The sequence below is a fragment of the Pseudomonas sp. Sample_22 genome, assembly GCF_004307635.1.
Taxonomy (GTDB): Bacteria; Pseudomonadota; Gammaproteobacteria; order Pseudomonadales; family Pseudomonadaceae; genus Aquipseudomonas.
The window spans coordinates 1-23,211 of record NZ_RCNY01000079.1; the positions used below are offsets into that span (position 1 = coordinate 1).

A 23,211-nucleotide genomic window follows, 5' to 3' on the forward strand; every position below is an offset into this window, starting at 1 on the left:
ACTCGCATTAATAGAAAATACTGACGTTTACATACGTGATGTAAGGCGACGTATTGGATCGGATAAAATCGGGGATAAGCAGCGGGCGGGACAAAGTGAACCCGAGCATGGCGTGAGGCCAGTTCAGGCGCGTGCCGATGCTTGCACCGGCAATAGTGGCGTCTTCGGCATATCCCGGTTCCTCATAAATTTCATCAACGTAACCTGCATCCAAACCTACAAACGGGGCAAAATTGCCGTAATTTGTTTGAATGGGCAGCGTTATGGTGTTGTTGACGAAGATGGCCCGATCTCCCCACAAAGCAGGCCCTTGAAACCCACGCACGGTGTATTCATCACCAATACCTTGCTTGTACGTGGTCACCGTACTGTCTTTGGCATACTGGCCTCCGACATGCATGGCGTACTCAAAATCCCGGTCATAAAGTTGAAGCCCACCTGACCAGGCCGTGTTAAAAGCAAACAATCTCACATTGGTGGGTTTGCCATTTTTTTTGAAAGCCGCATCGCTACCGCCAAACGCCGAAAGCCCTTGGGTCAAACTCCAGTCGCCATATAAAACTCCGCCTTGGAGCTTATTGACCATTTGTAATCCCATGGTCAGCGCGTTGTACCGTAAACTACTGGCTTCTAGATACGTGTCTTCTAAATAGTTCGCGCTTTCTTTACGTTCTAACTGCGAGTAAGCGGAAAGCTTGGTGTTCGTGTCCCGCCACAACGTATGCGACAGCTTGATGTCATAAGTTTGCGAGTCGCCATGGGTGGAATAATCACCGAAATTCCCCGACAGTATATTGCTGTAATAAGAGTCGCTGTAGCGTAGTTCAACAAGGCTGTAGCCCACCGGAAACGAATAATTCACCCCGGCGGAATATTCCGACTTATGCTCGTCATCCTTGAAGCGCCGGCCATTGCCATACACCGAAAGCGAGTCATTACCCAACAACAAGTCATTCAAACTGGACGTTAAAACATACTGATAGCGCCCATTGCTCGGAGAATTCACGCCGGAGTTATTCATGCCGAGCGAAACGGTATTGGCCTTGCTTGGGGTGGTGACAATATTCAGAAGCGAATAACCCGCGCGTTCCGACGGCACGACATCGATGGTGGCCCGCTTGGCGCCGTTGTTAAGGTTTTCAATCGCTTGATCCAGATCAAAAATATTAAGCGGTTTGCCGATGACACCCGGCATCGCTTGGAATGTCATCATCTTTTCCGCGATTGAGCTAGGAGCATTGCCATTGACGAGCCAACCTTCGACCAACCCCCAATCGATCACCAGCGTTAAAAGTCCGGACTTCATGTTGCCGGGAATGACTTTCACTGCGGTGGTCGAAAAGCCCTTTCCGCTGTAGCGATTGGTGATGTCGCGCACTAGGTAGAAGACGTCAGTGCCGTCGAGCTTACGACCGGTATAACGCTGCAATATGTCGTCAACCTCAACCGCGTCAGCAGGAAACAAACCCGTGTCAACTTCAATGTGGTTAATCATGAAGCTCGGTCCGCCACGAATCCCTGCGGGCTCAACCGTTTGATCGGGCTCATCAACCAAGCCTTCTGGGCTACGGCGCGCTTCATTGAGGGCGCGTTTGATCATAGCGTCTTGATAGATCTTATTCTGTTGATCCTGCTCCCGACTCGTCGGCAGGGCCTGTTGAGGGGCCGCGATCACCCATGAAGGAGGGATCGCTATTAGGAGTAAAAGCGCTGAGGTAATAAAGCGTCCTTTACGTTCCAATAAACTCATGGCGGCTCCTCGCGACCAAAAATAATAAATAGTTGTTGTAAGACGCTTCAAGATCATGCCAATGTTCAGTCGAACTGAAATGCATAGAAATCCTAAACAGAAACCGCGCTTCGCCAGAATCAAAAATTGTTATTTATTATTATTTAGATAATCAAACACGCCTCGCCCTCTTGCCGCTGGCGTTAATCGGCTTAAATATTGTTATTTTTTACACCAATCACTTCCGCCGCGGTCGATGGCGACCTACCATTTAGACACTTACGCGCTAAGGCCTAAGTTCAAACCCCTTGTTTTATTAAATTCGACGAGACTATTTTATGATTAGCATGAAGAAGTTTGCATTCGCGGCCAGCGTAGTGGTAGCGACGGCAATGGCGCAAACAGCAATGGCTGCCGATACCGGCGTGATCGATTTCACTGGAGAAGTGACAGATACCACTTGCGACGTTTCCGTTAACGGCGGCACCGCTAACGCCACTGTTACTTTGCCGCGCGTTTCGAGCAGCGCCTTGGCCAATGCGGCGGATGTCACTGGTCGCGTATTTGTGCGTATGAACCTGAGCAATTGCGGTCTGGTAGCAGGTGGCACCGGCACGCCAGCCACCGCCGTGCATGCATTCTGGCAGGCTTCGCCAATCATTAATGTCAATGGTCGTTTGAATAACCAGACCGCCGTTGCGAGCGGTGGTGCCACTAACGTTCAGATTCAAATGCTGAATGACACCTTGCAACCAATCGACCTGTCTAAGCCAGATGGTCAGCAGAACACTACCAACGCCACTATCGTTGGCGCAGCCGGTGCCGGTACTGCCGAACTGGTTCACTACGCCCAGTACTACGCCACCGGCCAGTCCACTCCGGGCTTGGTTACCTCGCAACTGGAATATGTTCTGAGCTACAACTGAATTCCAGTCAGTTAGGTAGAACCTGTCGGCGTTCCGCTCATTGGGAGGGAACGTCGGCTTTGTTTGCGGTCATCGCCGATGCCCGCGCAATGTCTGGCTGAGTACTTATATGAAGCGGCCTATTTATCATCGCGGCGGGGGAGTGCTCGCCCTGTTGGTGCCGTTGGTCACATTGGCGGATACACAGACCGTCACTGTCCTGGGTGAACTTAAAACGTCAACTTGTGAAGTGCGAATCAACGGCGCAAACACGGACGCCACCGTTGCCCTTCCTCCCACCACAGTGGCCAAACTTGCTTCGGTGGGCAATGTAGACGGTAAAACCAGTTTTACACTCAATCTGACTAATTGCAGTTCGACCGGTGAGGTAGTGCCGTATTTTCAGAACACGCAAAGCACCATCACCCCTCAAGGTCGACTCAACAATACTGCCAGTTCAAATCCTGCGAGCGCCGTTGAGCTGCAGCTGCTCGACAGTAACTCAGGGGTGGTGAACTTGAGCCTGGATAGCGATTCGCAAAACGCGGCGACGCCCACTGCGCCAACCGCAGGTGCGGTCAACTTTTCTTTTTATATTCAATATTACGCGACTGCCGCCGCCAGCGCTGGCGCGGTCAGTAGTGCACTCACTTACGTCATTAATTATCTCTAGCCCTTTGGGCCCAACATCGGTGAAACACCCATGTACCGCTACCCTACTCGTTTGTTCGTTACTTGGTTGATGACATTTTTAAGTGCTGTGTTATGCATGTCGACGGCTCACGCATCAATCGTGATTGATGGTACGCGCGTTATTTATCCAGCGAAGGCCGCGGAAGTGACGGTGCGCCTGACCAATAAAGGCGAAGCCCCTCGCTTGGTGCAGGCCTGGATTGATGACGGAGATGAAAAGTCCAGCCCCGAAAAGATCGACGTCCCCTTTATTATCTTGACCCCCATTTTCCGTATGGATCCCGACAAAGGACATGCCTTACGGGTTCGCTATACCCAGAGCAAACCGGTTCCCACCGATCGTGAATCGGTGTTTTGGTTGAATGTCCTTGAAATTCCCGCCAAGCCCGCCGGCGACACCAGTGACGCCAATTATCTGCAGTTTTCCCTGCGTACCCGTATCAAATTATTTTTCCGTCCTGAAGGCTTACCAGGCAGCGCAGCGGCGGCGCCAGAACAATTGGTCTGGCAGGCTCAACCAGGGGGACTACTGGTGAAAAACCCCAGCGCCTTTAACGTCTCGCTTAAGCGCGTCGAGTTGGGAGCTAAAGGCGACGCAGGCACTGTCGAAGGCATCATGGTGGCTCCCTTCTCACAAGCGGTGCTCAAGCTTGTAGGGGCTAAAACTTCGAACCCGTCCAGTACGGTTACCTACTTTCCAGTCAATGACTACGGTGGAACCCCCGAACTTAAAGCGACAGCCCTGCCTTATCATGGTCGGGCAGACTAAATCATCATGGCTCGTATAATTACTGCTCCTTCTCCCAAAGGCCCTCTGTATTGTGCTCAGGCCCTCAGCGCCTTATTGATTTTGCCTGCGGCGGCGCACGCCGACCTTCAACCTCAATATGCTGATGTGGAATTTGACCAGCGCATGCTGTGGGGCAACGAGGCTGAAAAAAGCCATGTTGACCTGTCGCGCTTTTCCAAGGGCAACCCCGTATCGCCTGGCACTTACTCGGTACAGTTTTATGTCAATGATAACTTCTACCAAGAGCAGACTGTTCTGTTCACCGCAGGGGCTGACGGTACCAATGCGACGGCATGTTTAACTCCTTTGCAAATGCGTATTTTTGCGTTGGATATGACGAAATTAGATCCCAAAGAACGCTTGTGGGTAACGGGGGTCGATGCCCCCGTACCGCCCTGCCAGCCTGTCAGCGCCATCATACCCGGGGCTTCATCCCGTTATGATCTGAACGAGCAGCGCCTGGATATACAGATTCCCCAACTTTATTTGGCGGAGCGTCCGCTTGACTATATCGATCCCTCTTTGTGGGACGATGGCATCACCGCGGGGCGGTTGAACTATGCCCTTAACCTGTTTAGCAACGAGTCCCAAGGCCAACAAACGACCGACGGTTTTTTACAACTGGACGCCGGTTTTAACTATGGTGGGTGGCGCTTTCGGCAATTATCGAGCTTGAGTCGCAATGAGGACACTCAGACCTACCAACGTCAACGCACTTATGCCGAAACGGATGTACCATCGCTGGGCTCAACCTTGAGACTGGGTGAAACTTATACCGATGGCCAGGTCTTCGATTCGTATAACTTTCGCGGCGCCATGTTGGCCACTGATGAGCGCATGCGGCCGGCTTCGCAACGAGGGTATGCCCCCGTGGTTCGCGGGACAGCCAACAGTAACGCCAAGGTCACCATCACCCAAGGCGGAATGACTTTGTACCAGCGCTCTGTGGCTCCGGGGCCCTTTGAGATTCGCGACTTGGCGCCGGTGGGCTACGGCAGTGACCTTGAAGTCACTATCACCGAAGCTGATGGGCAAAGTCGTACCTACACCGTACCGTATTCGGCTTCTGCGCAGTTGTTGCGCCCTGGTCAAATTAACTATTTCACGGCCATTGGCCAGGCGGAAGGCCCTGGACTGGATGATTACACGCCTAAGGTCGCTCAATTTACGACCACCTACGGCCTGAATAACACCCTAACCCCCTACGGTGGTGTGTTGGCCAGTGAGGATTATCACTCCGTGGCCTTCGGCAGCGCGCTTAACACACCCATTGGCGCGTTCTCAGCTGATTTTACCTACGCAAAAAACCTTCTGGACGATGTGCAGGCGAATGAAGGCAGCAGTGTGCGCGTGTTGTATTCCAAGCTTCTGGACGCTACCCAGACCAACATTACCCTGTCCAGCTATCGGTACTCGACTGAAGGCTATTGGTCATTCAGCGATATGGTGCAGAGCGAGAATAACCGGCGTGCGGGCGGCAGCGTCAGGGACAGCACGGTATTTTCGGTCAACGACAAACAAAAAAGCCGGTTTAGCGTCAACCTGACGCAATCGTTGGGTGAAGGCTGGGGCAGTCTTTATCTCAACGGCGAAACGCGCGATTACTGGAATCGTTCAGGCACCGACAGCTTGTATCAAATGACCTACAACAACTCGTTTAAAAACATTAATTACAGCTTCGAAATCGATCGCACCCTCAATCAAAACGGTTTTAACACGACTCAATACATCTTGAGTTTCACCATGCCACTCTTTCCATCGGACAGCGGTAATCGCCAATACCTAACCAGTCGCAACACCTTCGATGACAATAACAATGGCCAAGCCCAAGCGACCCTGACAGGTACGGCAGGCGCTGATGGACGCTACTCCTACGGTGCTACTGCCAGTCAAGCCTTGGGCAATAGTGGTGACAGTGGCAGTTTGAGCCTGAACGGCGCCTATCAAGGTGCGCTGGCCAATGTAAACCTCGGCGTCACTAAAGGTGACGGGTATACGCAGACCAACGCCGGTATTTCCGGCGGGATGCTTGTGCACGCTGACGGCATTACCTTGAGCCAAAGCCTGGGACAAACCGTGGCGCTGGTGGAAGCCAAGGATGCAGCGCAGGCAAAAATCATCAATGGGTACGGCACCAAGGTCGGTGATAGCGGTTACGGCGTCGTGCCAACCTTAACCCCCTATGCGCGTAATCGCGTCGAGCTCGATCCATTGGGATTGTCGACCGATGTGCAATTGGACTCCACCAGTAATGAGACTATTCCTGCGTCCGGGGCCATTGTGCGGGTCAAATTCAATACCTCACAAAAAACATCCGGCTTGATCACCGCCACCCTCAGTGATGGCTCGCCGCTGCCTTTTGGGGCTGATGTGAGAGATGCCCCCGCGGGCAGTACCGTGGGTTATGTTGGGCAAGGCGGTCACATATTCGTCCGCGGCATTGAGTCCACCGGAAAGTTGTTCATTGCGCTGAATAAAACCGACGGCTGTGTGATCAAGTATACGTTGACGAAGAAAGCGCCTACGGCTAAGGGCATGAATGCCATGGCCCAAGCCACAGGGATTTGTGAACCTTTCGCGCTGAGTACCGCCCATGTCCAAAAATAATGAAACCTCCTCCCTCAAATGGATATCACGCCGAGCGGTCCTGTTAGGCCTGTACATGGTTTGTTCGTCCGGCACCGCATACGCCGCGGGCTGTTCGATCATCCTCAACGGCACGGATGGGAGTGTCAGCCAGAACAGTCCCTTCATTTTGTCCTCAATTTTTAATATCGACACCGGCGGCAACGGCCCTCCGTCCTGGATGGATGCGGCGACCCTTCCGATCAACGCCCTGATGACCGACATCAGCTTTCCAACGAGTTCGCTCGGTGGCTGCTCGGTAGCGTCCACCGCGGTTGGGCATAAAGTCGAAATTTTGTTCGTGGCGCCCCCGGGCTCCTTGCCCAGCGGTAGCGGTTACATCGTGCCGAGCAATGTGCCTGGCGTGGGGTTGCGGTTGCAATTTCCGGGAAAAGTCAATGGACCGATAGCGAACTCCATTGTTGTGGCGGCGCCGACCGCCAACGTCAACCCCACCGGCGTGGTGACTTATTTGCCTTTCACACTGCGCGCCAGCTGGATGCGTACCGGACCGTTTTTGGCGACTCCCGGGGTGGAAACGTTCCTGAATGTGAGCAACGGTGGGGCCTTCAAAATTTATGACATGACGCTCGGTCAGCTGACGTCTGATGCCGGAAACCCGGTGTCGACCAACTTGCGACCCAGCAACACTGCGCCCAACAACATTCCAAGCTTGGTGGTGAAAACCCCGGCGTGCCAGGTCGGCAGTGTTGGAGGCGCTAACACGGGTCGTCAGGTCACCATGCAGAGTGTCAATGTCACTGACTTCAATGCCGTCGGCAATCAGGGGCCTATCAGCACCAGCCAAAAAGAAACTGGATGGTATTTTTCCTGTGAGGCTCTCGCCAATCAAAGTCTACCCGAGGTGTCCTTTAACACCGCCTTTCCGGGGCCGGAAGATGGCGTTGCGTTACCTACGGCTGACAGTACCTTGGGCATACAATTATTGATGCGAGGCGTGCCCGTCCAATTTGGGGTCACCTACCCGAATCAACCGCTCGGAGGTCCTGGCGCGCCGTTAACGGGTAAATATTCCAGTGACGACGGCGCCACCTTCCAGACTCAATACTTGCAAAACAACGAATTCAATGGCGAGGTGTTAAACATCCCCATCACGTTCCGCTACTACAAAAATGGCTCCCCCCTGGTGCCCGGCGCCTTCTCGGTGAATTATGCGTTCACCATTAATATCTTTTAAGGGTAGCCTTATGGTGCAACGGTCATGACGAGGGAAAAGCGGAGTCGGTAGGGTTGACTCTCTTGGAGCAAGACGCACCGGACGCAGAGTGTGGGCCGTTGGAGGAAAAGGAGATATCCGCTTGGGGCACGAAGCGGACGACCTCCCTCATAGTGCTTCGCACCTGGATCAGCCTCCGCTTCGTCGGCGTTAAGGGTTCATGCAGCGCAAACGACTCAACTCATAGATGTACATACACAGCGCCTCGCCATGCGGGGCGCTGAGTACTTGAAAGTTAAGGATCGCGCCAGGTTGGGTGGCGTATTGATATTTCGCGATGAGCTCAGCATTTTCTTGGTATGGGGTCCAGCGAGATCGCTGGTCCGTCATTACGTTTTTGACTTGTAACTGCCCACCGAGGGGGTGGGTGTTGAGGACGTCGGCATAAAAAGTCTCATAATGAGTCGTCCCGTCGACTTGATGGATTTCCGTTAAAGTAAACATTTGCTGATTGAGCGTCAGGTACTCTTCAGTCAGTTGTTCGGCGGTGGGTCGTAATTGTTTAAAAGTGGTTTGATATTCTCCGTTGTATTTGCGCGCGGCAAGCGACGTATAAAAAAGTGCGGCGCATATACAAGCCAATCCCGCCAGCACTAGCCAGGGTATCAGGATGCACAAAAAGGCTTTCAGAGCGCGGATTCTAGGCACTGTTGAACAACCTCCATCGGTTTTATACTGTTGTGGTCGAATTTTAAGTTTGACGTGCTGCCATCGGCGCGAATACATGAGACGGCATAGGTATTTTTACTGCTAAGAAGCCAGACTTCACCTTTTAACGTAACGGGGAGTTTGGCCTGATCAGCAGCAAACATATGTTGAAATTCTGATGCCTTATCGCGCGTGGCAGCAATAAAATGCAATGTCACCTTGTCATGGTAGGCGTTGGTAATCTGAATTCTGGACTCCTCGATTTCAGGTGCTTGAACCAGTGCTACTACCAGCAAAGGCAGCACCACCGCATAGCCGAGCAATAACTTTCGGCGATTGCTCATGGGCGGCATCATCGATAACAGCGTGGGAATCCCTGTTGGAGGATATAACATCTCAGAAGGCGTCGGGCGTATCGGAAGGTCCTCGGTGTCACCGATATGGCCTGCATCGTCAATGACGTACTGACGATTAAAGCGATATCCTCGTCGAGGAACGGTCATCAAAATCTCATGTTCGCGACTGTCATTGAGAATGGCTCTGAGTGAAAAAATCGCTTGATTCAGACTGCCCGAGGCGACAATACGGTCATCCCATACGTGCTCAACAATTTCAGCCCTGCTCTTAACACTGCCTGGCGCGCTCAACAAAAAACTTAGCAGGCGTGATTCAGCCCTGCCTAGGGTATGGTGATCAACTGTTTCGTTCGGTGACAGAATGGACAATGTGGAGTACTCCGGGTCAAAGGTCACCACTTCTCCCCGCTTTAATCGAAACACATAGTTCATGCTGGAACTCCCGTCAGATGAGCTTATGAAGTGCCCTCGTCGTCGATAACATCGAGAAAGTGAGGTTGCCACCCAAGGGCAATGGTGCATAACGCTCATTGACGCTCTGCCGTGTGTCGTGGCGATTGAACCGATCATTTTTACTTTTTAAATTGAACTGCACAGACGAGATAACTGGCTGTAGGGTAATCCTGCAACTGAGGGTTAGTGCGGGCTCTAGCCACTCTGTCTGCCGTGCAGGAATTGGGAGGCGGCGTCACTTCCGTCACGCCCGTCAATCAATGATCTTTAAGCGCAGTGAGCCCGCCGTGGGGCGGATGAGGAAAGGGTCAGGCATGAGTGAGAGCGGGTGTCTTGATCAGACTGCGCCTGTACCTGGGCGAGTTGAGGCTCGGATTGAGCTTAGCCATGGGCGTCGATAAACCTCATCATCCGCCTTTCAGGATTTCCCTACAGCGATTCAAAAATACTTGCGGTTCAATGGCGCTACAAGCAGGAGTTTCTTCGTCGCTGCCGGATTAGGTTGTGCTTTTCGGTGTGTCGCCCCATCAGGTAGACCTGTGCGCACCCAATCAGTGCGCCTCACAAGAGCGAATTCAGGCCATCTGCGGATTCGCTGCATAGCGATCGCAATCAAGGACCCTAAATGAACCTGTTGCGAAAGTTGTGCGCTGTTATGGCTTCGGACAGTGGTTTGCTGTCCAGTGGCGTTCTTTCAATGAAAGGCGCAGCCCTTAGACGATGGTGGTTATTGACGCTGTGGATTCCCGGCGCTCTGACTGTGGTCGCGATGATCTGGCTAATCAGTGACCGATTGACGCAGATGCAAACGGTGCGCGGCATGAGCGAGCTAGCTCTTGACGTTCATGCGCGTGCTCAGCAGATCGATGAGCAGGTCGATCGTGTCTTGACGACCATGAGCGCACTAAGCGCCTCGAATAAAAGCTGTACGGCCTCAGTGTTCCAGGCGCTGGCCAAGGCGGTCAGAGCTGACCGGTACGTGTATGAAGCAGCCCTGCTGATGCCCGACGGTTCAGTCTGCTCATCTTATGGCTACCCGCTTGCCCGGTCCGTTCTCCCGCACCGAGGAGCAATTACTTATTATCCGCGCAGAGAACGCGAGTATTGGTTTCCAGGTCTACTCACCGACGATGTGAACCAGGATTATATTGTCATTGCCCAGGATAAGGCGTTTGTCTGGGTGAACAAGGACCTGTTTTTTGACGGCCTACCCAGCTTTTCATCCCGAGCTTACCGACTCATCGATGGGCGCGATGCGCACGTGGTGATGGCTCGAGACGATGACCCGATTGCCATTGGCCGGCCGCCACCCGTAGGGCAGTTGGTAGCCCATAAAGACGCCTGGTACCTCGCATTGGCCACGCCATGGCCTAATGTACTCGGCGTCATCAGTGAGCCAGCGACCGAGGTTAACCAGACGCGCTGGTTGATATTTCTCGCCGTGTTGTTTGGCAGCGGCATATCGAGCTTTGGGCTTGTGCAGGTTGGACGCTATGTTTATCGGCATCAGTTGTCGCTTGCCGCTCAGCTCTCACGGGCCATGCGCCACAATCGTTTGAACCTCCATTATCAGCCGATCGTCGATCTGCGCACGGGGGATTGGCGCGGTGCCGAGGCCTTATTACGCTGGAGCGTCAAGGGACGAACACTGAGTCCAGCCATGGTGGTCGCCGAGGCTCAGCGCTGCGGCTTGACCAATGAATTGACTCGCTGGATATGTCGACGGGTCGCTGAGGAATATGCGGCTTTTTTTCAATATTGCGACAGTTTGTACATCACCATCAATTTATCTGCCGAGGACTTGGCAGACAGCCAGTTTGCTGACTTTGTCAGTGCATTGTTCCGTGAATACCATGTCCCTGCTGCAGTGATTGTATTTGAGCTTACCGAAAGCGTGGTGCTGGACAAGGATGCCGCAGCCTCTCAGATGCGGCGATTAAAAGAACTTGGGCATCGTATCGCCGTTGACGACTTTGGCACTGGCTATTCTAATCTGGCATATTTAGAGCACCTGCCGATTGACATTCTTAAAATAGATCGCTCTTTCTTAACCCTCGACCGCTGTCACGCATCTAAAGCCATGTGGCGACAAGTGCTGCGTATTGCTCAAACGATGCAATACAGTGTCGTAGCCGAAGGTGTGGAGTTCACAGAGCAGGCGCATCTGCTTAGCCAGGCTGGAGTCACGCTGGCGCAAGGCTGGTTATACTCCCCCGCTTTGCCTGCTCGCCAACTCGCGCTACAGCGTGCAGCGGGGTCCTCCGCACTCTGACGTGCAATGGATTAAAGGTCCGGTTCGGCGCCTATTATTACCTGCAAGTGAAGTAGCGGTGTACCGGTATCGCACGGTAATTTTCCAGCGCCGGAACTAAAACCGTGGACACCCACTTTGGCTGCTTACATGACCATTTTTCAGTATTGCCTTACAGAAAAGCCCAGAGCAATGGCGCTTACTGAATCTAGAGAGCGCGATTAAACAGATTGGGTTTGCTCGGGCTTTTTTCTGGTGCGCTCTGATGTTCAGCTACGTCGTTATTAGCAAGGAAGTCACATCCAACTGGATTCACTTACTTTTCCTTGGAAGCAACTATGAAAAGACTATTGGTGTTGCCACTGTGCCTTTTAACGCATGCCGCTGTGGCGGCTACGTCTGTTGACATTACCGTGACGGGTATCATCTCGCCGCCCGCTTGCGATATTGCTATGACGGGCAATGGTCAGATCGATTTTGGCGAGATTGTCTTGGCTCCGACAGGCGTCTCGGATGCCCCTCAGCGAGTCAGCCAAACGCTAAGTATCACCTGTGCAGCCCCCTCTTATGCGGGTTTTAGATTAGTCGATAACCGAGCTGCCACCGTGCCGTCATCGGTGATTGCCCCTGATCATTTTGGATTGGGATTAGATGGCGCAAGTCATCCTATAGGCTATTACGACATGGCGCTCCAAACTATACTAGCGGATTCAGCCACAGGATTAGTTAAAGTTTCGACGGATAATGGTAGTACCTGGGCTAATGCTTCGGCCGCGCTTCTTAAGAGTTATGCATCAGGCTCGAATACCTATGCCTTTGATTCCGCGACAACCCCGACCACCGCGCCTAAGGCGGTGACAAATGCATCAAGTCTAATTGCAGTGGCCTATCATATTCAGCCGCGTAACACTTTGGATACCAGTAGCACAATAGACCTCGATGGCTCTGCCACATTCGAGCTGATTTACCTATAAGACCCGTGTTGTTGTAGCGGGAAGCGGCCAGGTAATGGATTTCCTGCAAATTGTGTCAGCTCTAGCTTGTTAGGCCAGCGCCTCAGCTTGATAGAGCATCGGCTCGACACTTATTGAGCTTAGGGACTTGTACTGGGAGTCCGCACCCGGTGGCAATGCATTATCGTAACGGCAACTGTGTCGTGTTTCATCCCAGGAGGGCTTTGTATAGGGCGCTTGATGCCAGTTTCTGCGACCCCGTCAGCAGTGCGCCCTCGCACGGGGGCGCCTAACATGGTTATAACACGGATGGCAAAATGATCTGCAGAAGGAGGCGCGGAACCCCATAAACGGCTTTAGACGGCGGGTACTCGCCAGCGGATTGCGAGGCAGCGACCCAATTTGCTCGGTTATTGGATAACCTGGGGCGAGACTATGGCAGAACCTCATAACCGCGCTGCTGCAGGCACGCACTGTACACCGAGTTATTGGCTCTTACTGCCTGGTCGGTCGCAGCCATGGCTTGTTGGCGTTGGTGCCGCTGGCGGGCACCACCGACTATAGCTCCCGCCGTCGCAGCGCTGATCGCGTGATTTTGACGATAATCTTGTTGTGTGTCGTGACTGAGTTGATCATAGATACGCTCATGTTGATGCCCTTTGATTTGCGCTGCTGTGACACCCGCCGCGGCACCGACGGCCGCTCCTCGAACTCGCCCGCCAATGGCGACATCGGTAGAAATCGGATGCTGGTCATTGGCTTGGGTGCGACAGGTGCCCGTGTCTTTCTGAATCGTTTCTGAGCTTTGATTTTTCAGCGGAACCACTGTCGCTGCCCCGGCTGTCACACTAAAAATCAAGCTGACCGCGAATACGGTCATGGCACATACATTCATAATTAGCGTCCTGTGAAAGGCTGCACAGCCGGCTCTTGTTAGAGCTCGGTATTGTCGGAGGTGGAGTTAAAGCCATCGCCCGAAGAGGGCTCGATCGCTGCAAATACGGTGTTTAGAGGGCGGTGATGTCGGTCTAAGAAAGACTTAAAAGTTGGTAAAAAATAACCGCTGAAAGCAAACCGATGCCTGCCCCTGCGAGCATTGCTAGCCCCAGAGCCGCTAGCTGACAGACCCATTCCCGGGAGCACGATTCTGGAGGTCGTGATGGGGGGCGTAACGAAAAATTCAGGGAGTCAGACGAATCTTCCTGGGTAGTAGGCGCATTAGCCCTCCGACCGTTCATTCGCCTGCACCTCCGGCCTGCCTTTATCTTGATCGCCTAAGAAATAGGTTTCACTCTCGATCAGCAGATGAGGGCTCGCCTCAAGGCTAAGTTGAACGGTATGACTGTCGGTGCTGATGATTTTAAGCACGATGTCATCTCCGATGAATATACGCTCACCGGGAAGCCGGGCCAGCTTGAGCATACTTGCTCCCAAAAGAGAATTTTCACAGCGTTGTCTTATTGCGAGGAGTCGGTAACGGGATTCGCCACAGGGGCTTAACCAAGGTCGATTGATCATCCTTCGCCAGCGCAGCTCCTCACTAGGACTCATTTAAATGGGTTAGCGAAGGAAAACTTCCAGATCGTTGGTAAGCGCTCTGATCGCGCCTTTGAACGCCTGCGCGGTTATCGGCTGGCTGGCATTTTTAAGCTGTTCGCCAAACGCTTTGCGCACGACCTTGGCCACGGTTTGCGAGGTCTGCATGTCGATCAACTCGGCTTCAAGATATAGCTCGGTATTTTGATCTCGATGGCCAGTGGCGGCGCCCACTCCGCTAATGACCGCAGCCACCGGGACCACCTCATACCATTTGATGCCTTCGTTGGAGGCACTCACACCCGTGATCGCAACGCGAAGCTCCAGAGCGCGAGCATTGGCCGGGACTGCGTCTACATTGGCGAGCAAGTGGTACTTTTGGCTCAAAACTTTCTTAGTAATTTTGCTCATGTAGGCTTGCAACTGATCGAGAGTCGCCTGATCTACGCGTTCATTGGGCTTGGGTGACGGAAACAATTCCAGTTGCTGGAAAACGACTGTGTCGTAGGCATCCGGATCCCATGATGGACTGGTCCAACGTAGGGATTCCTCACCGCTTGGCGTAGTGACGGTGTGCAGATCCTCGTAATTTTCTAGAAAACCGGAGTACTGGGTTTTGCTGGTAATTTTGGAGGTGCAAGCGCCGAGCAGTAAGCTACTCAATACCATGCCAAACAACAGCTTTCGAGAGGTGTTCATCTGGTTATTTCCGTTGGACAAAATCAAGGACGACGAGATTGCAGTAAAACGAGCCCTGCTTACGCTTGCCATCAAGTGGCAGCGACTGGCGCCAGTCATTCCTGAGGGGGCGCGAAAAGACTGTCTTCCCAGGAGAGATCAGCGGCTACAGCGCACTGTGGTGACCATCAATATGACCCTGCAATCACTGTTAGATCGCTAGGATGGCGCGAGCCAACTCGACGTCGCTCAGCGAGCTCAGCTCCGGTGTGGAGTGACGAATGTATTGCAACGCACTTTCCAGCTGCGCTCCGCGAATGCTCCCGTCGGTAGCCACAAAACTGGCTGCATCATCTTGGGCGGCAAGTACAATTTTGTTGTCTTTGAGCGAGGACGACAGTTTGGAGGTGACATTGGACGTGGCTTTTACAGCATCGGAAATGGAGGCGCTGACCATGCTGGATGCTTGGACATTTGCCGCCATGGCCATCAGTAGAGCAGCCATTGCTGAACAGATGAAACGAAGCATAGGGGCTCCTGTGAAAGGTAAAAGTAGACTGGTCGCTGGACAAATACGTCCTTCTATCGACGCCAGTGAACAGAATGGGAGGCTCTGGGGAACTTGTGGTTGGCAGATGCCGCCATTCTTAAGCTCGTTATCTACAGACCATAGTTAAATGACCTGAGCGATTAGAGGTCAAAAACCCGCGCTGTGGCTGTAGGTAAATCCTGCAAATAAAGATGGACAACCGAACTCTCGGGCGCGGTTTGGCAATCCGCAATCTGGCCACCCATCGAGTCAGACCACGCTCTATACGAGCGTGCCTGCGGATAGCCCATGAACTCCCCTCGCGATCCTTACCGGCTGTGCCAGGGGCCTTGCCGCGTGCCTGTGCGCGCCGATAAGGAGTTTTAGAGGCTGCGGTCTTGCAACGCCCCCTTTCATATCCTGCCTGGTATTGAATGAAAAATGTCACTTCAACACCACAGTCACCCGCAAAACTGTACCTATATCCAGCCGCTGGAGTGAGGATCCGCTGTTTGCTGCTAATCCTCGAATCAGGTAAGCCCTACGCATAATCGGGCAGGCACCCTGCATTTTGGGAAGGCTTACGCGAGTAGCATGATTTGTGTCGCACGTAATTGCGCGTTGCGATGGCACTTTACCCACTGCGCTAAACGACCGCCAATAGCTCTCCTGAAAAACTACGTCACGGACCGGCACTCAGGGGGAACTGTCTGAGTTTTGCTCTGGTGACAAAAGCTTGATTCACGTTACGATGCGACACCTGGCCATCAATGATGGCCTTGTGACATCACTGCGAGAGAGCTGGCTGCTTTGCGGAAATCCGCCCGGCCCCAGAGTTTTATAGGTCGCCATTTGAATTGGAACATTAGCGTTGACTCAAATACCCACTCAGCCACAAGGTTTTGCCTCATGTACAGAAAAAGGAATCAACTTAGAGAGGTCCGTCCCAGACCAGAAGGCCGTATTCTGATTGCCGATGACGATCCAGTCATTCGTACTGTATTAGCGATGCGCCTGCTTCGTGAAGGCTACATAGTGGCCGGCGAGGCCAGCAGCGGCGTTGAGACCTTGCGCCTTGCCCAAAGCTGCTCCCCCTCTTTGATATTGCTGGATCTGGATATGCCGTTGATGGAGGGATTGTCTACCTTGCGACGATTGCGTGAGGAGCATCCTTCGTTACCGGTACTCGTGTTAAGCACCCTTGATGCTAATGTGTACAGTTATCGCTGCATTCGCCTGGGCGCTAAAGGCTTTATTAGCAAAAACGTCGGCGTTACGTTGATTTTGAATGCTATTAATCAGGTATTGGAGGGACGAATGCTGTTTCCCTACCAAACCACCGCCGGCGTCGCTAGTGATTTGTCCGACGGCGAGATTGTCGCGCTTCGCTGCTTGGTTCTGGGCGGTAGTCACGACAGTATTGCATCAGCCTTAATGATCACCGCGACCGATGCTCAGAAGATCAACAATCGCCTCAATGCTAAATTGGGCATGACTGGCAATGATGAGTTGATCAGCTTTGGTCGGAGCTTGACGTGGAGTTGAGCTATGCGCAAACGATCCGTTCGAGGACAGGAGTCCCTATGTCGATTCGTAGCAGATTTTTTTCATTCAACGGCAATCGGAGTGTTCTTCGCTATCGCGTGTTACTCCTCATATTCAGCTGTTGCTTTTCCATGCAGCAGGTATTAGCCGCGCAAAGCTTACATTTAGAGCCGCAAGCTAACTTGCCCTTGATCAGGCTCGAATTGTCCGCAGATGATTTGACGTGGTTACAAACGCGCCGAGTGATCCGTCTTGGTGTGAGTGAGCACGACTACGGTCCATTATCCATATTGCGCAAACATAAACTTAAAGGATTAATGGCTGATTATTTATCAATCATCACCAGTAGTTTAGGTCTAACCGTCGAAATACAGACTTACCCTGATGGTCAAAGTGCACTGCAAGCACTCCGAGCAGGGAAAGTAGATGTGCTGGGCTCAGGCTCTTCTTACGAAGCCCAATTGCCAGGCCTTTTATTGTCCGCTCCTTACTCAGTGAATCAACCGGTATTGGTCGGTCGCGATGAAAGCATCGCAGGCCGTCTGTTGAACGCTCGATCGAAAATGGCCATGGTGGACGGGTATGCCCCCATTGACGAATTACACTCAAGATTTCCCAATGTGCAATTACAGCCCTATTCCTCCGTGCGCGAGGCGTTGCATGCTGTGGAATATAAGCATGCTGATTGGGCGGTTTGTGATGCGGTGACCGTTGCTTACCAGATGGGCCTAGGTGAGCTCCCTAATTTACGTATGCGTCCGTTAACGGGAGTACAAGCACCGGGCTACAGTTTTGTGTTTCGGGCGGATGATGCGTTGTTAGTGACGCTGTTTAACCGAGTTCTTGCGCAGGTCCCTCAAGTGACCCAGGCGGATATTCTGTCCAACTGGGGCGGAAGCCCGCGTTTTGATTCATTGCGCGCCACACCCTACACCCCGGAGCAGATACGTTGGCTGGTGACTCGCCCTGAGGTGCGTGTGGTGGTTAACGGCGCACTTCCGCCTTACAGTTTTTTTGACGATGATGGCAACTTTAGCGGCCTGGTCGCAGATTTGTTATATGAAGTCGGACTGCGTAGCGGTTTGCGCTTCAAGGTGATCGAGCGCAGCACAGCGACCGAAAGTCTTGACATGCTCGCTGATGGCGAGGCGGACCTATCACCCATTGTGCTACTCACGGCTGACCTTCAGGCCTCCAGCAATTACACCGAGCCGTTTGCAACCAGCAGTTTTGCATTGGTCGGCGTACGCGGCATCACCCCCAATAGTCTGGCTGACCCGCAGATTCAGCAAGTGTCGCTGACACGGGGCTCACCCATCATCGCTTGGCTGCATAAACAGTACCCGCATATTCAGATCCACGAAGCCGATAGCCCCCTGGAAAGCCTGGTCGCAGTGGCCAATCACGACGTTGATGCGGCGATAGTGTTGCTGCCTTTGGCGCGTTATCTGATCAATCAATACTTCGCCAAAACCTTAAGTGTCGTGACGTCCTTGCCGGAGCATCAAGCGGGGTTAGCCTTTGCGGTGGCGAAGGACCAAGCTCTGCTCTTAGGTGTCATAGAGGCTACGTTTGATCAGTTTGAACCCAGAATGGTGAACAATCTGTTGGAGCGATGGCAAGGGAGCCGGCCGGCGATCAGCCATATTTGGGGAAGCTATGAGCGGCGTTTACACTGGGCAGTGCTCATTGCAGCTAGCGTTTTGGGAGTACTGCTAATATGGTTTGTCTATACGGTGTATCGACGCATCCAAAGTCGGACCGAGCAGGCGCGCCAAGCCTTTCGAGGAGCACTTCTAGATGGTCTCCCCCAGCCTGTGGTAATGCGCGATGTGACCGGGGCATTTGTATTGTGTAACGACGCTTTTTATGAGGTTTTTGGTTTACAGCCGTCTGATGTTATTGGTCGCAAGTGGGAAGAAGTTAAAGGATTAGAGGGCGCTCAGGTCAACGTTCAGGCGCACGATTATGAAACGCTATTGCGCGACAACGAACCCGACATGCGTCAGGTGGAATTAAAGATTCGGGGTGAGGTGCGCAGCTATCGTCAGTGGACAGTGCCCCATAAAGATATCAACGGGCGCAGCGTAGGTTTACTCATGGGCTGGATTGACATGTCAAAAACGGAGCGTCTGCTGCGACAACTACAAGACATGCGCGATCAGGCCGTGCAAGCCAGTGAGGCCAAAAGCCGCTTTTTGGCTGTAATGAGCCATGAAATACGAACCCCCCTCAACGCTATTATCGGTCTGCTTGAGCTCACGTTAGCCCGCGTTGACAAGAATGAGCCATGGGATCGGCCCTCAATCGAGGTTGCCTACTCCTCGTCTAGGGCGCTGATGTTACTGATAGGGGATATTTTAGATTTATCCAAAATAGAGTCCGGGAAACTAGTGCTGGAGCCGCAGCGCAACAGTCCCAAGGAAATACTGCAATCGGTGGAGCGGGTCTTTCAAGGACTGGCGCGCCAGAAAGGGTTGTACTTGGAGACCGACTTGCAACTGGAGTCTGAAAATGAGGCCTGGATCGATGGCGGTCGCTTAAAGCAAGTACTGTCTAATTTAGTGAGTAACGCTATTAAATTTACTGACCGAGGAGGGATTCGCGTGTCTCTCTACACGCGCCAGGTAGAGGCTGAATTGCAGATGACCTTTATTGTGGAAGATAGTGGCATTGGAATTTCCTCAGACAATCTGCAAAAGCTATTTCAGCCGTTTAGCCAAGTCCATGAACAGGCCAGTGCTCGGGGTGGTACCGGCTTAGGGCTGGTGATTTGCCAGCAACTGGTTGAGATGATGCAAGGCGACTTGCAGTTAGCGAGCACGCCAGAGCAAGGCACACGAATTACCGTGACGCTCAGCGCACCCGCGCTGAGCGCTAGTCATCCGGAGCCTCGCCCGCTATTAACCAATAAGCGGTCAACGTTGCGAGTTTTGCTGGTCGATGATCACCCGGCCAACCGCTTATTGCTGGGTCAACAACTGGTTTTTCTCGGTCATACGGTCAAAGAGGCCGAAGATGGGCAACAGGGCTTTGCTCTGGTGGAAGCCGAGACTTTCGATGTCGTCATTACCGACTGTGATATGCCCGTCATGGATGGTTATGAATTCACTCGACACCTGCGTGAGCAGGAGCGTCATAGCGGCCGTGCTCCCCGCTTTATCGTAGGGTTCACTGCTAATGCGCAAGAATCAGAACGCCAACGGTGCTTGGCGGTGGGCATGGATGATTGCCTGTTTAAGCCTGTCAGCTTAGACATGCTTAGAGCCTGCCTGGAAAAAGCCTCAGTCGATCCGTTGTTAACCATGACGAAAATAAACTCTACTGAAAGCTCAGCGACCACGATATTCGATCTGGATATGTTCAACTCCCTTACGGGCAGTGATCCAAAACTTGCGCGTTTGCTGCTTGACAGTTTGTACACTAATAATTGTCAAGACCTTCAACGGTTTGATGAGCATTTATCCGCAAAACGCTGGTTCGATTTGGCACGCGTGGTTCATCGTGTCAGAGGTGCGGCGCGAATGGTGGGGGCTCAGGGACTGATCGAGGCAGCCAAAGTCTATGAGGAGGGATTGCGCCAGGAATTGACCGAGCAGGAAGCGACATTGCGAGCCATCCAGGTGCGCACGGCGATAGAGCGACTGCAAGAGGCCGTGGCAGGATACATGAACGCCTGAGTTCAGGGCTTACCGCTGGAGCGTGAGCGCGCAAAAAAGCGTCGTAACGCCAGCCATACAGCGGTAGCAATATGAATGTCGGGGCGTCGGTTGGGTTCTATGTCGATGCCCCGCAATACTGGGCGGCAGGATTATTGAGCCCCTGCTAGCTCAAGCGTCCAACGCCCCCCCCCCCTGCGTTCAGCTTTGGCGAGTGCAGGCAGGCATGCGCCATTCTAAGTTAACTCCTTATAAGCTGGCATGCAGGGACGTACCGGGCCGAGTCTGTTATTGTACGTTCCTCCCCTCTAGAGAAGCCTTGATGCCCGCAGGAGCGTCATCGATTTAAGTTGCAATCAGCCCAGCAAACGCTCTGTCAGAGTGTCTACTCCGATCTAGCTGGCAATCGAAGCGCCTCCCTCGATCAGTCAGTATGTCGTCAATGTTAAGGAAATACCTACAGACAGCCAACCCAGAATGAATTGATATGGGATTAGGGTTTGGTGTTATGTTTTTGCATGAAAGAGGAAAAAGGGATGGCATTAATAAGTTGTCCCGGCTGCGGCCTTCACCAAAGCGATAAAGCCTGGACGTGTAGTGGCTGCCAACACGTGTTACGCATTCCAAAACGAGGAGTGTTTGGACGTATTTTTAAGTGGTCGTTTATTTTTTTTAATCCCATGATGGGCGGATGGATGATTTATGAATTATCCACTGCGGAATCGGCGAGCATTGAATCGCAAGCACTCATCATCACCGCGGTATGGGTGGTTGGTGGGGTCAACCTTGGCCTGCTTGTACTTTTTACCCATCCCTCTAACGAGCCTCCCAACAATTGTCTGTAAAAACGGGCGAGGTCACGGGTTCGGCCATGGATTAAAAGCGTATCCCCCTTTCGACCCAAGGCCGTTAGCGCCCCATTGAGACCCTTGCCCAGGAGCTTGATTGTGAACCTCGATACGTTGATATTGCACTGGACTTTAGAGGTATCGAACAAGAAAAAACCTGGAAGTCGTATTGGCCTTATCACCAACATCATCCAGCGTGCAGTAAAACACAACTCGCTTCGGTATCTGTTTCTCTTCCGCCTCGCTCAGTACTTGTACTCTGGCAACGCTATGTCACGCAGCTATGCGAAACATTTGATAAAAAAGATAAATCTTAAATACGGTATTGATATCGGCATTGATGCGCAAATTGACTTCGGTTTTAGGATCGCTCACCTTCCTGGGGTGGTGATTTCAGGGCATGCTCGTATAGGTCGGAACTTTTTGGTCCGCCAAAACACAACGATTGGTATCAAGACGTTAGGGCTGGATCATTATCTGTTAGCCATCGGCGACAACGTTAGCGTCGGCGCTAATAGCTGCATTATCGGTGATCACTTGGTGATCGGTGACGATGTCACTATCGGCGCAATGACCTTGGTCAACAAAAGCATCGAGTCGGGAAGCATCTTTTACAATGCACGTTAACCGCCATTCTGCCTTCTAAGTGACGGAAAAATGAAAGTCAGAGCGACCGTCATTTGCGAAAGTGATCGGCACATCTTATTCGTTCGAAAACCTAAAGCTAAATGGGGGCTGCCTGGCGGCAAAGTTGAGGCGGATGAAACTATCGCAGAGGCGGCGGCACGAGAGCTCAAAGAAGAAACAGGATTGAAGGCAGATACGTTTCTTCTCATGTTTGAGTACGAAGCACGTCATACCCATCACTATGTCTTTGAGGCCTGCCCCTTAAACGCAGGGCTCGCCGCACCTCAGCATGAAATTACTGAGTGTATGTGGCTGGCACTAGACAAAGTGAATGAATTGGACGCAAGCGATGCCACTAAATTAATTGTTAAGTCATTTGTGCGTCGCCTGTGACGCGACTATGCGCGCACTAAAATTTCCTTTTTGTCGCGCTCTTGCCTCGTTCGTAGGATGCTATACGCGGTCCGGACTGCTTGAGCAGTGAGAATGACAAGAGCAGTCAATGCTTAAACCTCGTTCGTCGCCAGTGCGCAGACAGGTGCGACATCATGCAGAGATTTAAAATTACGAATACCTCGTCGCCCAGGCTTATTCATCCTGCCTATCTTTAAAGAGGGTTTTCCTGACACCTATATCATGTGTTCAGTGGTATCGATGAATCTTTACAACGCACGGCCTTCCAACATGGTCCTGGCGAATTTCCGGGTGGCCCTAGCGCTGCTAGCCCGAAAGTCGGAAGTGAGAACCCGCTCGATCGGATGTCCACGCAGTCTGACCGTTCATTTGACTGCTGGAGGCTCACAACAAAGCTGAACCAGCCTGAACGCGAACCTGGACTACGGAAGTCGTAATGCCGACAAATAAAAACAACACGAAAACTGCAAAAACCGATTCGCCACCGATCCCAATCAACCGCTACCTGTTTCCCGTCTTCATCGGCATGCTGCTGTTGGCGATAGTGGGCATCGGCTGGCTTCTGTATGGCAGCAAGCCGGTTCCAGTCAGTTACGCGCCGCCGAGCAAGCCTTCCGTACAACAACCGGTCAAACCGAAAACTGTCGCCCTGGCACCGGCCAGCATGGTCGACGAACAGCAATGCCAAGGCTGTCACAGCGCCCAGGTCAAGGACTGGCAAGGCTCGCATCACCA

At 52.6% G+C, this 23,211-nt stretch carries 19 protein-coding genes and 1 pseudogene; 13 read left to right on the forward strand and 7 right to left on the reverse strand.

What is annotated here, in order from left to right; all coding sequences use genetic code 11:
* Window positions 1-7: 7 nt before the first annotated feature.
* Entirely contained in the window at window positions 8-1,750 is a 1,743-nt protein-coding gene (locus tag D8U73_RS19725) for a ShlB/FhaC/HecB family hemolysin secretion/activation protein (protein WP_177434579.1), read from the reverse strand.
* 326 nt (window positions 1,751-2,076) lie between these two features.
* Between D8U73_RS19725 and D8U73_RS19730 the strand changes: the two genes are divergently transcribed.
* The 5 genes from D8U73_RS19730 to D8U73_RS19750 all read left to right on the forward strand — a co-directional run bounded on the left by D8U73_RS19730 (window position 2,077) and on the right by D8U73_RS19750 (window position 7,940).
* Window positions 2,077-2,655 carry a fimbrial protein gene (locus tag D8U73_RS19730; protein ID WP_177435539.1) on the forward strand — a complete coding sequence of 193 codons (579 nt, stop codon included), beginning with the start codon at window positions 2,077-2,079 and terminating at the stop codon, window positions 2,653-2,655.
* 109 nt (window positions 2,656-2,764) lie between these two features.
* Window positions 2,765-3,307 carry a fimbrial protein gene (locus D8U73_RS19735; RefSeq protein WP_130905491.1) on the forward strand — a complete coding sequence of 181 codons (543 nt, stop codon included), beginning with the start codon at window positions 2,765-2,767 and terminating at the stop codon, window positions 3,305-3,307.
* Window positions 3,308-3,337: 30 nt separating this feature from the next.
* Window positions 3,338-4,096 (forward strand): fimbria/pilus periplasmic chaperone, encoded by a 759-nt coding sequence (locus D8U73_RS19740; protein ID WP_130905492.1) that lies wholly within the window; start codon window positions 3,338-3,340, stop codon window positions 4,094-4,096.
* A gap of 6 nt (window positions 4,097-4,102) precedes the next feature.
* Complete coding sequence (locus tag D8U73_RS19745) at window positions 4,103-6,724, forward strand: fimbria/pilus outer membrane usher protein (RefSeq protein ID WP_130905493.1); 2,622 nt, start codon at window positions 4,103-4,105, stop codon at window positions 6,722-6,724.
* The gene (locus tag D8U73_RS19750; RefSeq protein ID WP_130905494.1) at window positions 6,711-7,940 is read left to right on the forward strand and encodes a hypothetical protein; all 1,230 of its coding nucleotides are present in this window, start codon (window positions 6,711-6,713) and stop codon (window positions 7,938-7,940) included. The genes D8U73_RS19745 and D8U73_RS19750 overlap by 14 nt, the downstream gene beginning before the upstream one ends.
* Before the next feature lie 189 nt (window positions 7,941-8,129).
* Here D8U73_RS19750 and D8U73_RS19755 read toward each other — a convergent pair whose 3' ends face one another.
* Both D8U73_RS19755 and D8U73_RS19760 read right to left on the reverse strand, forming a co-directional pair.
* The gene (locus D8U73_RS19755) at window positions 8,130-8,627 is read right to left on the reverse strand and encodes a hypothetical protein (RefSeq protein WP_130905495.1); all 498 of its coding nucleotides are present in this window, start codon (window positions 8,625-8,627) and stop codon (window positions 8,130-8,132) included.
* Window positions 8,606-9,415 carry a winged helix-turn-helix domain-containing protein gene (locus tag D8U73_RS19760; protein WP_177434419.1) on the reverse strand — a complete coding sequence of 270 codons (810 nt, stop codon included), beginning with the start codon at window positions 9,413-9,415 and terminating at the stop codon, window positions 8,606-8,608. Before D8U73_RS19760 ends, D8U73_RS19755 begins: the two co-directional genes overlap by 22 nt.
* A 646-nt stretch (window positions 9,416-10,061) precedes the next feature.
* On the opposite strand from D8U73_RS19760, the gene D8U73_RS19765 reads away from it, so the two are divergent.
* Window positions 10,062-11,708 carry an EAL domain-containing protein gene (locus tag D8U73_RS19765; protein ID WP_130905497.1) on the forward strand — a complete coding sequence of 549 codons (1,647 nt, stop codon included), beginning with the start codon at window positions 10,062-10,064 and terminating at the stop codon, window positions 11,706-11,708.
* A 317-nt stretch (window positions 11,709-12,025) separates the two neighbouring features.
* Window positions 12,026-12,661 carry a DUF1120 domain-containing protein gene (locus tag D8U73_RS19770; RefSeq protein ID WP_130905498.1) on the forward strand — a complete coding sequence of 212 codons (636 nt, stop codon included), beginning with the start codon at window positions 12,026-12,028 and terminating at the stop codon, window positions 12,659-12,661.
* Between the two features lie 412 nt (window positions 12,662-13,073).
* Here the strand turns inward: D8U73_RS19770 and D8U73_RS19775 are convergent, their stop codons facing one another.
* The 4 genes from D8U73_RS19775 to D8U73_RS19790 form a co-directional block, all read right to left on the reverse strand.
* Window positions 13,074-13,520 (reverse strand): YMGG-like glycine zipper-containing protein, encoded by a 447-nt coding sequence (locus D8U73_RS19775; protein WP_241667816.1) that lies wholly within the window; start codon window positions 13,518-13,520, stop codon window positions 13,074-13,076.
* A gap of 338 nt (window positions 13,521-13,858) precedes the next feature.
* Window positions 13,859-14,062, reverse strand: a complete 204-nt coding sequence (locus tag D8U73_RS29240) for a carbon storage regulator (RefSeq protein WP_177434418.1) — start codon at window positions 14,060-14,062, stop codon at window positions 13,859-13,861.
* A 138-nt stretch (window positions 14,063-14,200) separates the two neighbouring features.
* The gene (locus D8U73_RS19785) at window positions 14,201-14,875 is read right to left on the reverse strand and encodes a DUF3313 domain-containing protein (protein WP_130905501.1); all 675 of its coding nucleotides are present in this window, start codon (window positions 14,873-14,875) and stop codon (window positions 14,201-14,203) included.
* 190 nt (window positions 14,876-15,065) lie between these two features.
* Window positions 15,066-15,383 carry a DUF2388 domain-containing protein gene (locus D8U73_RS19790; protein ID WP_130905502.1) on the reverse strand — a complete coding sequence of 106 codons (318 nt, stop codon included), beginning with the start codon at window positions 15,381-15,383 and terminating at the stop codon, window positions 15,066-15,068.
* Window positions 15,384-16,292: 909 nt separating this feature from the next.
* Here D8U73_RS19790 and D8U73_RS19795 point away from each other — a divergent pair.
* The 6 genes and pseudogenes from D8U73_RS19795 to D8U73_RS19820 all read left to right on the forward strand — a co-directional run.
* Window positions 16,293-16,928, forward strand: coding sequence for a response regulator transcription factor (locus D8U73_RS19795; RefSeq protein WP_130905503.1), 636 nt, complete (start codon window positions 16,293-16,295; stop codon window positions 16,926-16,928).
* Window positions 16,929-16,966: 38 nt separating this feature from the next.
* On the forward strand, window positions 16,967-20,608 hold the full coding sequence (locus D8U73_RS19800) for a transporter substrate-binding domain-containing protein (RefSeq protein ID WP_130905504.1): 3,642 nt from the start codon (window positions 16,967-16,969) through the stop codon (window positions 20,606-20,608).
* 497 nt (window positions 20,609-21,105) lie between these two features.
* Window positions 21,106-21,432 (forward strand): hypothetical protein, encoded by a 327-nt coding sequence (locus D8U73_RS19805; RefSeq protein WP_130905505.1) that lies wholly within the window; start codon window positions 21,106-21,108, stop codon window positions 21,430-21,432.
* 102 nt (window positions 21,433-21,534) lie between these two features.
* The gene (locus D8U73_RS19810) at window positions 21,535-22,062 is read left to right on the forward strand and encodes a serine acetyltransferase (RefSeq protein WP_130905506.1); all 528 of its coding nucleotides are present in this window, start codon (window positions 21,535-21,537) and stop codon (window positions 22,060-22,062) included.
* 30 nt (window positions 22,063-22,092) lie between these two features.
* Window positions 22,093-22,455, forward strand: a complete 363-nt coding sequence (locus D8U73_RS19815) for an NUDIX domain-containing protein (protein ID WP_130905507.1) — start codon at window positions 22,093-22,095, stop codon at window positions 22,453-22,455.
* 457 nt (window positions 22,456-22,912) lie between these two features.
* Window positions 22,913-23,211: pseudogene (locus D8U73_RS19820) on the forward strand (hypothetical protein); the annotation flags it as partial.